This window comes from Paraoerskovia marina DSM 21750 (assembly GCF_000701465.1).
GTDB lineage: Bacteria > Actinomycetota > Actinomycetes > Actinomycetales > Cellulomonadaceae > Paraoerskovia > Paraoerskovia marina.
Window position 1 is genome coordinate 414,737 of sequence record NZ_JNIY01000003.1, and the last position, 15,780, is coordinate 430,516.

Below are 15,780 nucleotides of genomic sequence, written 5' to 3' on the forward strand. Positions count from 1 at the left end.
GGATCTTGGAGGACTGCAGTGAGCGCACCAACTCTCGGGACCACGGTCTGTGACCACCTGGACCCCGTGCTCCCCGTCACCGGCGCCGAGACCCTCGTCCCGCGGGTCGGTGCCGCCCCGATCCGGTACGCCAACCTCGACGTCGCCGCCTCGGCCCCCGCCCTGGCGAGCGTCGCCGAGCGCGTCGCCGAGGTGCTGCCGCTGTACGCGAGCGTGCACCGCGGTGCCGGGTACCTCTCGCAGGTCTCGACCGCCCTGTACGAGGCCTCCCGGCACACCATCGGCGACTTCGTCGGCGCACGGCCGGACGACGTCGTGGTCGTCACGCGCAACACCACCGACTCGTTGAACCTGCTCGCCGGCTGCGTCCCCGCGGGGCCCGACGGCCTGCCCGGTCGGGTCCTGGTGCTCGACCTCGAGCACCACGCCAACCTGTTGCCGTGGCAGCGCGGGAGCGCGACGGTGCTGACCGCCGCACCGACGGTCTCCGGCACCCTCGCGGCCCTGCGGGCCGAGCTCGCGCGGACGCCCTACGTCCTGCTCGCCGTCACCGCGGCGTCGAACGTCACGGGGGAGTCGTTGCCCCTCGTGGACGTCGTCAAGATCGCGCACGACGCCGGAGCCCGGGTCGTCCTCGACGGCGCCCAGCTGGTCCCGCACCGCAGGGTCTCGCTCGCCCGGAGCGGCGCCGACTGGATCGTATTCTCCGGCCACAAGACCTATGCGCCGTTCGGCGCGGGCGCGCTCGTCGGCCGCCGCGACTGGCTCGACTCGGGCACGCCCTACCTGGCCGGCGGCGGGGCCGTGCGTCAGGTCGGGCTCGACGAGACCCGGTGGCAGTCCGCACCGGCCCGCCACGAGGCAGGGTCGCCCAACGTCATCGGCGCCGTGGCGCTCGCGGCGGCCTGCGACGCGCTCGCGGCCGTCGACCCGGCCGAGCTCGCCGAGCACGAGGCCGTGCTGCGACGGCGCCTCGTCGACGGCCTGTCTGCGATCGAGGGGGTCGAGGTCGTCAGCCTCTGGCCCGACGCCGAGGACCCGGTCGGTGTCGTGACGTTCGCCGTCGAGGGGCACGACCCCGGCTTCGTGGCCGCCTACCTCTCGGCCGAGCACGGCATCGGTGTGCGTGACGGACGGTTCTGCGCCCACCCGCTGCTCTCACGGCTCGGTCTGACCGGCGGGGCCATCCGCGCCTCGGTCGGAGTCGGCACCGCGGGTGAGGAGGTCGAGCGCCTGATCCGTGCCCTCGAGACGTTCGTCGCCCAGGGCACGCAGGTGGAGTACACCGTCGTGGAGGGCTGCTGGACCGTCGTCGACGACCCTCGTCCGGTGCCCGCCGGTTCTGGGCTCTCCGGTCTCTTCGCCACGGCAGCGGCCGGCTTCGTCGCCGAGTCCGCCGGATGCGGCCCGGTGCCGGAGTAGCTGCGAGCGGCGAAACGACGGTCCGGCGCCGCCCGGTCTCGCACCCTCACCTGGCAGCACGACGGCCCCCACCCGCAGCGGGTGGGGGCCGTCGTGGTCAGCGTCAGTGCTTGAAGGCGTCCTTGGCCTTCTCGCCTGCCTGCTTGACGTCGGAGGAGGCCTGGTCGGCCTTGCCCTCGGCCTCAAGACGCTCGTTGTCGGACGCCTTGCCGGCGCCCTCCTTGATCTTGCCCTGAGCGTCTTCTGCTGCGTTCGAGATCTTGTCGCCGATACCCATGTGCTGCTCCTTTCGTCGGTGAGACCGACCGTAAGGAGGTCGTGCGGAACTCGCACGCCGAGACCGTCAGCGTGGTGTCACCGACCCGTTGAGGTGCAGCAGACGCTTGCGCGCGTTCCATCCGGTGATGGACCACACGCCGTCGGTGCCCGGCCGGACGGAGACGTCCACGACGCCGGGCAGCACGACCGGACGGGCGAACTGCACGTCCCAGTCGTAGGCGTCGCCCCGCGCCGGCCCGACCTGCGCCAGGGCGCGCGCGGCCGTGTACATGCCGTGGGCGATGGTGCGGGGAAACCCGAAGGCCTTGGCGCCGAGCACCGAGACGTGGATGGGGTTCCGGTCGCCCGAGACCGTCGCGTACGCCTTGCCGACCCGGGCGTCGAGCCGCCACCGTGCCGTGGGGAGCGGCGGGACGAACTCGGGTCGCTCCGTCTCCTCGGGAGCCGGGGCGATGTGGACACCCTTGGCCAGGTACGTCGAGACGCCCGTGTACGCGGGGGAGTCGTCCCCGACGACCGTCACGTCGGTGACCAGGTCGACCTGGGTCCCGCGACGGTGACCGCGCAGGCCCTCCGCCCGGGCCGTCACCGTCACCGACTCGCCGAGCTCGACGGGACGGAAAAGGCTGACGTGGTTCTCGACGTGGACCATGCCGAGCAGCGGCAGCGGGAATTCGGGCCGCACCATCAGGGCCGTCGCGAGCGGGAACCCGAGCACGTGAAGGAACCCGGCAGGCATCGTCTCGCTCGGGCGCTCGCCGACCAGCCGCTCGTACTCGGCCAGGCGGCGCGCGACGTCGTCGCCCGAAGTGGAGACCTCTGCCACCCGCAGCGTGGTGTCCGGCAGCGTGGTGGTCTGCGGCGCGTCCGACCCGGGCAGCACGCGCCGCGCCGCGGCGACGCCCGAGCCGGACGCGCCACGGACGAACGACCCGCCGAGCGGTGGGATCTGCCCGAGCTCCTCGACGGTCACTGGCCCACCAGGTTCTGCCCGCACACGCGGAGCACCTGGCCGTTGACGCCCGTCGAGCCCGGCGACGCGAGGAACGCGATGGCCTCCGCGACGTCGATCGGCTGACCGCCCTGCTGCAGCGAGGACGCGCGACGCGCCACCTGCCGTGCGATCGCGGGGATGGAGGCCGTCATGTCGGTCTCGATGAACCCCGGGGCGACGGCGTTGGCCGTGCCGCCGACCGCGGCGATCAGCGGTGCAGTCGCACGCGTGTGCCCGATGACACCGGCCTTCGAGAACCCGTAGTTCGTCTGCCCGCGGTTCCCGGCGATCCCGGACGTCGAGGCGAGCGAGACGATGTGGGGGTTCTCGGAGAAGCCGTTCGCCCCGAGCAGGTACTCGTTGATGCGCAGCTGGGCGTCGAGGTTCACCGCGATCACGGCGTCCCACTTCTCCGGCTTCATGTTGGCGAGCAGCTTGTCCCGCAGGATCCCGGCGTTGTGCACGAGGACGTGCAGGCCGCCGTGGCGGGCGCGGGCGTGCTCGAGGATCCGCGCGCCGGCGTCGGGTGCGGTGACGTCGAGCTGCAGCGCGGTACCGCCGACCTCGTTGGCCACCCGGGCGAGCGAGTCACCCGCGGCGGGGACGTCGACGACGACGACGTGCGCGCCGTCGCGAGACAGGGTGCGGGCGACGTCCGCCCCGATCCCGCGGGCCGCGCCCGTCACGACGGCGACGCGGCCGGCGAGCGGGCGCGTCCAGTCGAAGTCCGTGGCGTCCCAGGACGGGCCGTCACCGACCTTCAGCAGCTGCCCGTCGACGAACGCCGACTTGCTGGAGAGGAAGAAGTGCAGCGCGGCCAGCACCGACGGGTCGCCGACCTGCGCGGCCTCGGTGAGCTGGATGCCGTTGCCCGTGGCCCCGCCGCGCAGCTCCTTGGCGAGCGACCGCAGGAACCCGTCCACGCCGTTGCGGGTCGCGGAGAGCGCCGGGGCGTCACCGGCCACGGTGGCACGGGAGATCGTGACGACCCGGCCGTTGCCGGCGAGGTTGCGCAGGTTCGCGCCGATCGCGAGCACGGTCTCGGAGAGGTCGGTGGGCTTCTGGGCCTCGGTCATGACGGCGACGATCGCGCCCCACCGCAGCGCCGGGTCGGGCGTCGAGCCCGCGGGCACCTGGCGGACGTCGAGGTCCCAGCCGAGCAGTGCGGCGGCGACGCGGTCGGCGTCGTCCTCCACGCCCGGGCGCCCGCCGACGACGAGCACCGGGCCCGTGGTCAGCGGCTGGCCCGGCGCCCAGCGGCGCAGCACGGCCGGACGCGGCAGGCCGAGCTTCTTGGCGAGCGTCTTGGTGACGCCGGAGTTGACGGCCTTGAGGTAGGAGTCAGCCATGGTTCACGCCTCCGTTCCGGTGGTGCTGGTCGCGCTGGTCGAGCCTGTCGAGACCGAGCCTGTCGCGCTGGTCGAGCCTGTCGCGCTGGTCGAGCCTGTCGAGACCGAGCCGTCGGCCGCGGACTCGATGATCGCCGCGACCCCGAGGCCGCCGGCGGCGCAGACCGAGATCAGCGCGCGTGCGGGCCTGCCGGTCTCGGCGGCTCGTTCTGCGACCAGCTTGGCCGCGGTGGCCACGATCCGCCCGCCGGTGGCGGCGAACGGGTGTCCCGCGGCGACCGACGAGCCGTTGACGTTCAGGCGCTCGCGGTCGATCGAGCCGAGCGGGGCATCGAGGCCGAGCTCGGTGCGGCAGTAGTCGGCGTCCTCCCACGCGGCGAGCGTGGTGAGCACGGTCGACGCGAAGGCCTCGTGGATCTCGTAGAAGTCGAAGTCCTGGAGCGTGAGCTCCTGCCGGGTGAGCAGCCGCGCGACGGCGTGGGCGGGAGCCATCAGCAGGCCCTCGTGGCCGTGCACGTAGTCGACGGCGGCGGTCTCGGCGTCGACGACCTTGGCGAGGACGGGCAGGTTGCGCTCGGCGGCCCACTCGCGCGAGGCGAGCAGGACGGCGGAGGCGCCGTCGGTCAGCGGGGTCGAGTTGCCTGCCGTCATGGTCGGCTCGGTGCCCTCGAGGTTCTTGCCGAAGACGGGCTTGAGCCCGGCGAGCTTCTCCATCGTGCTGTCGCCACGCAGGTTCTGGTCCCGCGTCAGCCCGCGGAACGGGGTGACGAGGTCGTCGAAGAACCCGGAGTCCCACGCGGCGGCGAGGTGCTGGTGGCTCGCCAGCGCGATCTCGTCCTGCGCCTCGCGGGTGATGCCCCACGTCGCGGTCGTCACGGCCTGGTGCTCACCCATCGACATGCCGGTGCGCGGCTCGTCGGTGCTCGGCGTCAGCGGTGCGATGTCGGCGGGACGGATGGCCGCGAACGCCTTGAGGCGTGCGCCGAGCGTCTTGGCGTGGCCGGCCGCGAGCAGTGCACGGCGCAGGCCCTCGCTGACGGCGATGGGGGCGTCCGAGACGGTGTCGGTGCCGCCGGCGATGCCGGACTCGACCTGGCCGAGCTTGATCTTGTTGGAGATCGTGACGACGGCCTCGAGGCCGGTCGCGCACGCCTGCTGCAGGTCGTACGCGGGTGTCTGGGAGGAGAGCGACGAGCCGAGGACGGACTCGCGCACGAGGTTGAAGTCCCGGGCGTGCTTCAGCACCGCGCCACCGACGACCTCGCCGATGCGCTCGCCCTGCAGTCCGTACCGGGCGACGAGACCCTCGAGCGCCGCGGTGAACATCTCCTGGTTGCTCGCGGAGGAGTACTTGCCTCCCGCGCGGGCGAAGGGGATTCGGTTGCCGCCGACGATGACGGCCTCTGCTGCCGGGGGTGTCGTTTGGTTCTTGCTCGTGGCCACAGCCTGGGCTCCCTTGCGTCGGTTGTCGTCCTCGGGGCGGGATGGCGCCTCACGAGGTGTCCAAGACCCACAGTACCTGATACTCTCGGTTCCAGGTGAGCCCAGTCACAGGCTCCCTCCCTGCGTGCCCAGCGTAGGGACGACACCGACGTCGGGCAGCAGGAGGAACGCGTGGGCAACAACCAGCCTGCCACGGTGGACGGACGCTCCACCCGATGGGACGACCACCGCGCCGCACGCCGCGCCGAGCTCGTCCATGCCGCGCGCAAGGTCGTGCACAAGAACGGCCCCGCCGTGTCGATGGACGAGATCGCCACCGCCTCGGGCACATCCAAGTCGATCATCTACCGGTACTTCGACGACAAGGTGGGCCTGCAGGTCGCGGTCGGCAACTCCGTCGGCGAGGCGATGCACGACGCCCTGGCGACCGCGGCGGCAGCCGCCGGAACCCCGGAGCGGGCGCTGCGCGCCATGGTCCGGGTCTACCTCGAGATGGTCGAGCAGTCGCCGAACGTCTACCACTTCGTGATGCGCACCGGAGTCGTCGCGGGCACCGACGTCGAGGGCCGGCCCGCCAAGGCGCCCCTCGATGCCTTCCTCGAGTCCGTGACCGAGCTCGTCGCCCAGCCGTTCGCGCAGGCCGCGCACGTCTCCGAGGGGACCGCCGCCGTCTGGGCCGCGGGCGCCGTCGGATTCGTCCGCGGGACGGGCGAGTGGTGGCTGCACCACCGCGACGAGCCCGGGACACCGAGCCGCGAGGAGCTCACCGAGCAGGTCGCCGACTGGCTGTGGTTCGGCCCCGTCGGCCTCTTTTCACCCACCCGCGGGGACGACGCGTCCACGCACCACCACCCGAGTACCCCTGGGGAGCACTGATGACCACCATGTCTGACACCGCCGTCGAGACCACCGACGACACGGAATCGCGCATCGACGTCGCCGCGCTGCAGGAGCACCTGCTGGGCCGCTGGGCCGACCTGCGGCGCGAGGCCCGGGCCACCGCCGGGAGGTCCGCCTTCCACAAGATCGAGGGTCTGAGCAAGGAGGACCACCGCGAGCGCGTGCTCGACCAGTGCCGCCAGCTCGCCGCCATCGGCCAGGTCCACCTCGGCTTCCCCGAGCGCCTCGGCGGTGGCAACAACCCGGGCGGCAACCTCGCCGGGTTCGAGGAGCTCGTCGCGGCCGACCCGTCGCTGCAGATCAAGGCCGGCGTCCAGTGGGGGCTCTTCGCCTCCGCCGTCCTCCACCTCGGCGACGAGGCGCAGCAGGACCGCTACCTGCCCGACGCCATGGACCTGACCGTTCCCGGCGCGTTCGCGATGACGGAGATCGGTCACGGTTCCGACGTCGCGAGCATCGCGACCACCGCGACGTACGACCCGGAGACGGAGGAGTTCGAGATCCACACGCCGTTCCGCGCGGCGTGGAAGGAGTACCTCGGCAACGCCGGACTGCACGCGACGGCGGCCACGGTCTTCGCCCAGCTCGTCACCCGCGGTGTGAACCACGGCGTGCACTGCTTCTACGTGCCGATCCGCGAGACCCGTCCCGACGGCAGCGCCGGCGACTTCCTGCCCGGCGTGGGCGGCGAGGACGACGGCCTCAAGGGTGGCCTCAACGGCATCGACAACGGCCGGCTGCACTTCACGCACGTGCGCATCCCGCGCACGGACCTGCTCGCGCGCTACGGCCAGGTCGCCCCGGACGGCACCTACACCTCCCCGATCGAGAGCCCCGGACGCCGGTTCTTCACGATGCTCGGCTCGCTCGTGCAGGGCCGTGTCTCGCTCGACGGCGCGGCCTCCAACGCCTCCAAGCTCGGCCTGCAGATCGCCGTGACCTACGGCAACCAGCGCCGCCAGTTCACGGGCGCCTCGCCGATCGACGAGGTCACGATCATGGACTACGGCACGCACCGTCGTCGTCTGATCCCGGCGATCGCCGAGACGTACGCGACGCACTTCGCGCACGATCGTCTGCTCGACCTCTTCCACTCGGTGTTCTCGGGCGAGGAGGACACGCCGGAGACCCGCGAGGACCTCGAGACGACCGCCGCCGCACTCAAGGCGACCTCGACGCGGTTCGCGCTCGACACGCTCCAGGAGGCCCGCGAGGCCTGCGGCGGCGCGGGGTTCATCGCGGAGAACCGGCTCACCTCGCTGCGCGCCGACATGGACGTCTACGCGACGTTCGAGGGCGACAACACGGTGCTGCTGCAGCTCGTCGGCAAGCGCCTGCTGGCCGACTACGCCAAGGAGCTCAAGGGCATCACGCCGGGCGGGATGGCCCGGTTCGTGGTCGAGCGCGCTGCCGACGCGGCCTACCACCGCACCGGTCTGCGCCGTGCGGTGCAGAACTTCACGGACCAGGGTTCCGCACGCCGTGCCGCGGGCCACCTGCGCGAGGAGGAGACGCAGCGCGCGCTGCTGACCGACCGCGTGGACGCGATGGTCGAGGCCGTCGCGATGGCGCTGCGTCCGGCCCAGAAGGCGAGCCCGGAGAAGGCTGCGGCGATCTTCGACGCGCACCAGTACGAGCTCGTCGAGGCCGCCAAGGCGCACGCCGACCTGCTGCGCTGGGAGGCCTTCACCCAGGCGCTGTCGACGATCGAGGACGAGGGGACGCGCGCCGTCCTGACGCGGGTCCGCGACCTGTTCGGCCTCACCCTCGTCGAGCGCAACCTCGCCTGGTACCTCATCGAGGGCCGCATCTCGGCGCAGCGCGCCCGGACCGTCACGAGCTACATCGAGCGGCTGCTCACGCGTCTGCGCCCGCACGCCCAGGACCTCGTCGACGGTTGGGGCTTCGGCCAGGAGCACCTGCGCGCGCCGATCGCCTCGGGCATCGAGGCGGAGCGCCAGGACGAGGCTCGCGCGTACTTCCGTGCGCTGCGTGCCTCCGGTGACGCCCCGGTCAGCGAGAAGTCGCTGCGCGGGCGCGACGGCAAGGGCAAGCCCAAGGGCGCGCCGGCCACCGACTCCAGCGCGGCACGCGACGGGTCCACGCCGAACCCGAGCTGACGCCTCAAGTCTGCTGCCGACCCGGTGGTCGCGCGCCGGTCCCCGCGGGGAACGCCGTGCGGCCACCGGGTCGCGCTCGTCGGGGCCGGCCCCGACGGAGCGTCGTCACCGCCACCCCGAGCAGTAGTACGACGCCACCGGTGATCTCCCACAGTCCCGGAACCTCCCCCTGGACAAGCCAGCCGACGGTGATGCCGACGACGGGGACGAGCATCGCGAACGGCACGACCGCCGACGCCGGGTAGCGCGCGAGCAGGGTGTTCCAGATGCCGTAGCCCACGAGCGTCGCGAGCCACGCGGTGTAGAGCGTGGAGAGCACAGCCGCGGCCGTGGGGTGCATGACGGCGTCGGCGACGGCGGCCGGCCCCTCGGTCAGCATCGCGAGCGCGAACAGCGGGACCGGGACGACGGTCGCGGACCAGACCGTCATGGACAGCCCGCCGGTGGCCGTGGGCGTCGAGGTCGCGCGGCTTGCCGCACGCCGGGCCGCGACGTTGCCGATCGCCCACGAGGTCGCGGCAGCCACGACGAGGAGCAGCCCGAGCGCCGGAGTTGCTTCAGTGCGGCCGAGCGCGACGACGCCGAGCCCGACAGCGCCGATGAGGACCCCGGCCAGCTGTCGACCGTTCGGTCGCTCCCGCAACGTGAGTGCGGCGGCGACGACGGTGAGCACCACCTGGGCCTGAAGCACCAACGACGCGAGTCCGGCGGGCATCCCGAGCGCGAGCGCCGTGTAGAGCAGGGAGAACTGCCCCAGGCTCATGAACGCCCCGACGGCGACGACGTCGCGCCACGGGACGACCGGGCGTGGCACGAGGAGCAAGGCCGGGAAGAGTACGACGACGAATCGGACGGCGAGCAGGACGGTCGGGGGTACGTCGGCCACGCCGATGTCGATGACGACGAAGTTCGAGCCCCAGATCGCGACGACGAGAAGGGCAAGTGCGATGTGGCGGGAGGGCATGGCCCTATCGTCGGGCGGTCGATTGTTCATGTCTAGCGAAGATTCTTGACCATGACGTCGTAGCATTGCTTCATGATCGATCTCGGTGCTGTTCAGGCCATCGTCGCGATCGACCGCTGCGGCTCGGTCGGCGGAGCGGCGGACGAGCTCGGCTTCACGTCGTCGGCGATCTCGCAGCAGGTGAAGCGGCTGGAGGCCCAGATGGGCGCCGTGCTGGTCGAACGGGCGGGCCGCGGCGTCGTGCTGACCGCCGCCGGTCGGCAGGTGGCTGCCGCGGGAGCGGACCTCGCGACCCGCGTGGAGGCGCTGCGCTCCGGCGTGCAGGCGGAGGCCGGGCAACCGACAGGGCTGATCCGGCTCGCCACGTTCTCGACCGCGATGCGCGGCCTGGTGCCGGGCCTGATCGCCGCGGTACGCCGCGACGCCCCGGATCTCGACGTGGCAGTGCGCGAGCTGGACCCGTGGGACGCCGTCGCCGACGTCGCGGCCGGCCGGTCCGACGTCGCGCTCGTCCACCACTGGGAGGGTGTCGGGCTGCAGATCCCGCCGGCGCTACGGCGCGAACGGGTGCTTCTCGACGTCGCCGACGTGCTGGTGCACCGCGACGACCCGCTGGCGGGCCGGGAGGTCGTGACGGCGACGCAGCTGCTCGACCGTCCGTGGGCGTCGTCGCCCGAGGGCACGATCTGCCACGAGTGGTTCTGCCACATGTTCCGCGACGCCGGGCGGACCCCGACCGTCGCGTTCCGGTGCCTCGAGTTCGCCTCCCAGGTCGAGCTCGTCGCGCACGGGCTGGCGGTCGCGCTCGTGCCACGCCTGGGCCGCGGTACGTTGCCCGCGTCGGTGGTGGCGATCCCGGCCCGCGACCCGGAGCCGACCAGGCCGGTCGACGTGGTCTGGCGGGCGTCGATGACGGCGTCTCCCGCCGTCGCCGCGGTGCGTGGGGCTGCCATCGCGCAGGCGGGGTGATCCGCTGCCCGCTCCAGGGCGCCGGAGCGCCGCTGGAGGCCGAAGGGCGGACGGGCTCCGGGCCGACGTCGCGACGCCGGTAGACTCAGGCCCGCGCCGTCGCGCACCCTGACCACTCCACCCGAGGGATCCGATGACCGCCGCCTCCACGCCTGCCGCACGCCCCGACGCTCGTCCCACGCTGGACACCGTCGAGAACGCCGCAGCGACCCCCGACGAACAGCTGCCGTACGCCGCCCTGGGCCTCAAGCCCGACGAGTACGCGCGCATCGTCGACATCCTCGACCGCCGCCCCACGGCCGCCGAGCTCGCGATGTACTCCGTGATGTGGTCCGAGCACTGCTCCTACAAGTCGTCCAAGAATCACCTGCGCAAGTTCGGCGACAAGGTCACGGACGAGATGAAGCGCCACCTCCTGGTCGGCATCGGCGAGAACGCGGGCGTCGTCGACATCGGCGACGGCTGGGCCGTGACGTTCAAGGTCGAGTCGCACAACCACCCGAGCTACGTCGAGCCCTACCAGGGTGCGGCCACCGGCGTCGGCGGGATCGTCCGCGACATCATCTCGATGGGCGCGCGTCCCGTCGCCGTCATGGACCAGCTGCGGTTCGGCGCCGTAGACCACCCGGACACGGCGCGCGTCGTGCACGGCGTGGTCTCCGGAGTCGGCGGATACGGCAACTCCCTCGGCCTTCCCAACATCGGCGGGGAGCTCGTCTTCGACTCCTGCTACCAGGGCAACCCGCTCGTCAACGCCCTGTGCCTCGGCGTGCTGCGGCACGAGGACATCCACCTCGCCAACGCCTCGGGCACCGGCAACAAGGTGATCCTGTTCGGTGCGCGCACCGGCGGCGACGGCATCGGTGGCGCCTCCATCCTCGCGTCGGAGACCTTCGAGGGCGGCGTGCCGGCCAAGCGCCCGAGCGTCCAGGTGGGCGACCCGTTCATGGAGAAGGTCCTGATCGAGTGCTGCCTCGAGCTCTACGCGGCCAAGGTCGTCGAGGGCATCCAGGACCTCGGCGCGGCCGGGATCTCCTGCGCGACGTCGGAGCTCGCCTCGAACGGCGACGGCGGCATGCACGTCGAGCTCGACGACGTCCTGCTCCGCGACCCCTCCCTGAACGCCGGCGAGATCCTCATGTCGGAGTCGCAGGAGCGCATGATGGCGGTCGTCACGCCCGAGAAGCTGGACGCATTCCTCGCGATCACCGCCAAGTGGGACGTCGAGACCTCCGTCATCGGCGAGGTCAACGGCACCGGCCGTCTCACCATCGACCACCACGGTCAGCGGATCGTCGACGTCGATCCCAGGACCGTCGCGCACGAGGGCCCGGTCTACGACCGCCCCTACGCCCGCCCGGCCTGGCTCGACGGGCTCAACGCCGACTCGGTCTCCGGGCCGGAGGGCGAGGCTCGCTACGCCCGTCCTGCCACCGGCATCGAGCTGCGAGAGACCGCGCTGCGCCTGATCGCGTCGCCGAACCTCGCGAGCAAGGAGTGGGTGACCAACCAGTACGACCGGTTCGTCCAGGGCAACACGGCCCTCGCCCAGCCCGACGACGGCGGCGTGGTCCGCGTGGACGAGGAGACGGGGCTCGGGGTCGCCCTGGCCACCGACGCCAACGGCCGCTTCGCCAAGCTCGACCCGCGCACCGGCGCGCAGCTCGCGCTCGCCGAGGCCTTCCGCAACGTCGCCGCGACCGGTGCCCGCCCGCTCGCGGTCACCGACTGCCTCAACTTCGGCTCGCCCGAGGACCCGGACTCGATGTGGCAGCTCGTCGAGGCGATCGAGGGTCTCGCGGACGGCTGCCAGGAGCTCGGTGTCCCGGTCACGGGCGGCAACGTCTCTCTCTACAACGGCACCGGCGAGCCCGGGCAGATCGACTCCTCGATCCACCCGACGCCCGTCGTCGGCGTCCTCGGTGTTCTCGACGACGTCGCGCACGCCACGCCGACCGGGTTCCGCGAGGCCGGCGAGGTGATCTTCCTGCTCGGCACCACGCGTGGCGAGCTCGACGGCTCGGCGTGGGCCGACGTCGTCCACCAGCACCTGGGTGGGCTGCCGCCGCGGCTGGACCTGGCCGCGGAGAAGGCGCTCGCCGGTGTGCTGGTCAACGCGAGCCGCGACGACCTCGTCGTCTCGGCGCACGACGTCGCGGACGGCGGCCTGGTCCAGACGCTGCTCGAGTCCGCGCTGCGGTTCGGGGTCGGTGCCTCGGTGTCGCTCGCCGAGGTGTGCGAGCGCGACGGCGTCACCCCGTTCGAGCTGCTGTTCTCGGAGTCGACCGCGCGGGCGATCGTCTCGGTGCCGCGCAACGAGGTGCAGAAGCTCGCCGACTCGTGCGTCGCCCGCGGCGTGCCCTACGCCAGGCTCGGCGAGACCGGTGCGCTCTCGGCCGACGAGGAGGGCGAGGCGCTCGTCGTCGAGGGCCTCTTCGAGATCCCGCTGGCCGAGGCCGACGCCGCCTACCGGGGGACGCTGCCCGCGATCTTCGGCTGACCGACCCCGACGCCCCTCCCCCCTGCCGACGACGCAGGGGGAGGGGCGTCGTCGTCCTCGGACACCGATGGCCCCCGGGCCTCCGCATCGCTAGCGTAGGAGGCGTCGAGGAGGACGAGGAGGACGGCCGTGTGGCTCGCGGGTGCGGTTGCGACGGTGGTGGCGGGCATGGTGGTGCTCTCCGCGCTCCTTCGCGTGCGGGCGAAGCGCCGTGACCTGCACGTCGAGCACGACCCGATGCGGGTGCTGCGCGTCCAGGTCCGGCTGGGCGAGCTCGCCGCCGAGCTGCGGCGCATCGAGGCCGACCGTGCCCTGTACGGGCGGGCGCACCACTACTTCGCGGTCCGGGGCGCGTACGATGCACTGCTGCAGGAGGCCTGCGAGCTGGTGGGACTGACGACGACGCAGCGGATCCTGCGTGCCGGGGAGCAGGAGGGCGCGGACGAGCGCCTGCGTGAGGAGCTCGAGCTGAGCTCGCGCGGCTGGTCCTGGTGACCCGTCGACCCAGTTCGTCGGCGCCGGGCCGCGACGCACGAACGCCCGCCCGACCACGAGGGTCGGACGGGCGTCGTCGCGCGGGGGACGTCAGAGCGAGGCGAGGGCCTCGTTGAACGTGGCCGAGGGGCGCATCACCGCGGACGCCTTGGCGTCGTCCGGACGGTAGTAGCCCCCGACATCGGCCGGGGAGCCCTGGACCGCGGCGAGCTCGTCCACGATCGTGGACTCGGCCGCGACCAGCTTCTCCGCGAGCGGTCCGAAGGCCGCCGCGAGGGCTGCGTCCTGCGACTGGGCCGCGAGCTCCTGTGCCCAGTACAGGGCCAGGTAGAAGTGCGACCCGCGGTTGTCGATGCCGCCCAGGCGGCGCGACGGCGAGCGGTCGTGCTCGAGGAACGAGCCGGTGGCCCGGTCCAGCGTCTCCGCGAGGACCTGCGCGCGACGGTTGCCCGCCACGCCGGACAGGTGCTCGAGCGACGCGGCGAGGGCGAAGAACTCGCCGAGCGAGTCCCAGCGCAGGTAGTTCTGCTCGAGGAGCTGCTGCACGTGCTTGGGGGCCGAGCCGCCGGCGCCCGTCTCGAAGAGTCCGCCGCCGTTCATCAGCGGCACGATCGACAGCATCTTGGCCGAGGTGCCGACCTCGAGGATCGGGAACAGGTCCGTGTTGTAGTCGCGGAGGACGTTGCCCGTCACCGAGATGGTGTCGAGGCCCTGGCGGATGCGCTCGAGCGAGAACGCGCACGCCTCGGCCGGCGCCATGATGCGCAGGTCCAGGCCGTCGGTGTCGTGGTCGCCGAGGTACTGCTCGACCTTGGCGATCAGGTTGGCGTCGTGGGCGCGGTGCGCGTCCAGCCAGAACACCGTCGGGACGCCGGTGGCGCGGGCGCGGGTGACGGCGAGCTTGACCCAGTCGCGGATCGCGACGTCCTGGGTCTGGCACGCGCGCCAGATGTCGCCGGTCTCGACCTCGTGGGAGATCAGGACCTCGCCGGCGCCGTCGACGACCTCGACGGTGCCCGACGCGGGGATCTCGAAGGTCTTGTCGTGGGAGCCGTACTCCTCGGCCTTCTTGGCCATGAGCCCGACGTTCGGGACGGTGCCCATCGTGGCCGGGTCGAGGGCGCCGTGCGTGCGGCAGTCGTCGATCACGGTCTGGTAGACGCCGGCGTAGGAGGAGTCGGGGATCACGGCGAGCGTGTCGTGCTCGCCGCCGTCCATGCCCCACATGTGGCCGCCGCCGCGGATCATCGCGGGCATCGAGGCGTCGATGATGACGTCCGACGGCACGTGGAGGTTGGTGATTCCCTTGTCTGAGTCCACCATCGCCAGGGCGGGGCCGTTGTCTAGGACGTCCTCGACGGCGGCGCGGATGGCCTCGCCGTCGGGAAGGTTGTCGGTGGCGGAGAGCAGGGCGCCGAGGCCGTCGTTCGAGGACAGGCCGGCGGCACGGATCTGGTCGCCGTACTGCGCGAAGACGTCGGGGAAGAACGCCTCGACGATGTGCCCGAAGATGATCGGGTCCGAGACCTTCATCATCGTGGCCTTGAGGTGCGCGGAGAACAGCACACCCTCGTCCTTCGCCCGCTGGATCTGCTCGCGGATGAAGGTGTGCAGCGCCGAGACGGACATGAACGTGGCGTCCACGACCTCGCCGGCGAGGACGGGGATACCGTCCTTGAGGATCGTGGTGCCCTCCGGCGTCGTGAGACGGATCGTGAGGGAGTCGTCGGAGGGCAGGACGACGGACTTCTCGTTCGAGAAGAAGTCACCGGCACCCATCGTCGCGACGTTGGTGCGTGACTCCGGGGACCAGGCACCCATGCGGTGCGGGTGCGCCTTGGCGTAGTTCTTCACGGCGCCGGGTGCGCGGCGGTCCGAGTTGCCCTCGCGCAGCACCGGGTTGACGGCCGAGCCCTTGACCCTGTCGTAGCGGGCGCGGACGTCCTTCTCCTCGTCGGTCTGCGGGTGCTCCGGGTAGTCCGGCAGCGCGAAGCCCTGCTCCTGGAGCTCGGTGACGGCGGCCTTGAGCTGCGGCACGGACGCGGAGATGTTCGGGAGCTTGACGATGTTCGCCTCGGGCGTGGTCGCCATCGCGCCGAGCTCGGCGAGCGCGTCGTCGACCTGCTGGTCCGCGGGGAGGCGGTCGTTGAACTGCGCGAGGATGCGCCCGGCGAGCGAGATGTCGCGGGTCTCGATGGAAATCCCGGCCTTGGCCGCGTACGCCTCGACGATCGGGAGGAGCGAGTAGGTGGCGAGGAGGGGAGCCTCGTCGGTGTGCGTGTAGATGATCGTGGCGGCGTCGGGCTGTGACTCGGTGACCATGCGGTGGGTCCTCCTGGGAGAGA

The 15,780-nt window shown here is 72.2% G+C and carries 12 protein-coding genes; 6 read left to right on the forward strand and 6 right to left on the reverse strand.

From position 1 onward, the window contains the following. Positions 1 to 18 precede the first annotated feature (18 nt). Positions 19 to 1,422 (forward strand): aminotransferase class V-fold PLP-dependent enzyme, encoded by a 1,404-nt coding sequence (locus Q343_RS0102050; protein ID WP_029251929.1) that lies wholly within the window; start codon positions 19 to 21, stop codon positions 1,420 to 1,422. A gap of 103 nt (positions 1,423 to 1,525) precedes the next feature. On the opposite strand, the gene Q343_RS14780 is transcribed toward Q343_RS0102050, so the two are convergent. From Q343_RS14780 to Q343_RS0102070, 4 genes are all read right to left on the reverse strand, one after another. Next, complete coding sequence (locus Q343_RS14780) at positions 1,526 to 1,699, reverse strand: CsbD family protein (protein ID WP_081829562.1); 174 nt, start codon at positions 1,697 to 1,699, stop codon at positions 1,526 to 1,528. A 66-nt stretch (positions 1,700 to 1,765) separates the two neighbouring features. Further along, positions 1,766 to 2,674, reverse strand: coding sequence for a MaoC family dehydratase (locus tag Q343_RS0102060; protein WP_029251930.1), 909 nt, complete (start codon positions 2,672 to 2,674; stop codon positions 1,766 to 1,768). Continuing rightward, positions 2,671 to 4,044: a 3-oxoacyl-ACP reductase gene (locus Q343_RS0102065; protein WP_029251931.1), complete on the reverse strand. Its 1,374-nt coding sequence runs from the start codon at positions 4,042 to 4,044 to the stop codon at positions 2,671 to 2,673. The genes Q343_RS0102060 and Q343_RS0102065 overlap by 4 nt, the downstream gene beginning before the upstream one ends. Positions 4,045 to 4,047: 3 nt before the next feature. Further along, positions 4,048 to 5,487 carry an acetyl-CoA C-acetyltransferase gene (locus Q343_RS0102070; RefSeq protein WP_081829563.1) on the reverse strand — a complete coding sequence of 480 codons (1,440 nt, stop codon included), beginning with the start codon at positions 5,485 to 5,487 and terminating at the stop codon, positions 4,048 to 4,050. Between the two features lie 171 nt (positions 5,488 to 5,658). Here Q343_RS0102070 and Q343_RS0102075 point away from each other — a divergent pair, with 171 nt between their 5' ends. After that, positions 5,659 to 6,363: a TetR/AcrR family transcriptional regulator gene (locus Q343_RS0102075; protein WP_043109149.1), complete on the forward strand. Its 705-nt coding sequence runs from the start codon at positions 5,659 to 5,661 to the stop codon at positions 6,361 to 6,363. Further along, positions 6,363 to 8,507: an acyl-CoA dehydrogenase family protein gene (locus Q343_RS0102080; RefSeq protein ID WP_081829564.1), complete on the forward strand. Its 2,145-nt coding sequence runs from the start codon at positions 6,363 to 6,365 to the stop codon at positions 8,505 to 8,507. The genes Q343_RS0102075 and Q343_RS0102080 overlap by 1 nt, the downstream gene beginning before the upstream one ends. A gap of 4 nt (positions 8,508 to 8,511) precedes the next feature. On the opposite strand, the gene Q343_RS0102085 is transcribed toward Q343_RS0102080, so the two are convergent. Further along, a complete protein-coding gene (locus Q343_RS0102085; RefSeq protein ID WP_052366780.1) occupies positions 8,512 to 9,471 on the reverse strand; it encodes an EamA family transporter in 960 nt (319 codons plus the stop codon). 72 nt (positions 9,472 to 9,543) lie between these two features. Here Q343_RS0102085 and Q343_RS0102090 point away from each other — a divergent pair, with 72 nt between their 5' ends. The 3 genes from Q343_RS0102090 (at position 9,544) to Q343_RS0102100 (ending at position 13,435) form a co-directional block, all read left to right on the forward strand. After that, on the forward strand, positions 9,544 to 10,440 hold the full coding sequence (locus Q343_RS0102090) for a LysR family transcriptional regulator (RefSeq protein ID WP_029251936.1): 897 nt from the start codon (positions 9,544 to 9,546) through the stop codon (positions 10,438 to 10,440). Positions 10,441 to 10,573: 133 nt separating this feature from the next. Continuing rightward, the gene (purL, locus tag Q343_RS0102095) at positions 10,574 to 12,940 is read left to right on the forward strand and encodes a phosphoribosylformylglycinamidine synthase subunit PurL (protein ID WP_029251937.1); all 2,367 of its coding nucleotides are present in this window, start codon (positions 10,574 to 10,576) and stop codon (positions 12,938 to 12,940) included. Between the two features lie 129 nt (positions 12,941 to 13,069). Then, positions 13,070 to 13,435: a hypothetical protein gene (locus Q343_RS0102100; RefSeq protein WP_248616719.1), complete on the forward strand. Its 366-nt coding sequence runs from the start codon at positions 13,070 to 13,072 to the stop codon at positions 13,433 to 13,435. Between the two features lie 90 nt (positions 13,436 to 13,525). Here Q343_RS0102100 and Q343_RS0102105 read toward each other — a convergent pair whose 3' ends face one another. Next, positions 13,526 to 15,757 carry an NADP-dependent isocitrate dehydrogenase gene (locus tag Q343_RS0102105; protein ID WP_029251939.1) on the reverse strand — a complete coding sequence of 744 codons (2,232 nt, stop codon included), beginning with the start codon at positions 15,755 to 15,757 and terminating at the stop codon, positions 13,526 to 13,528. Positions 15,758 to 15,780: the final 23 nt, after the last annotated feature.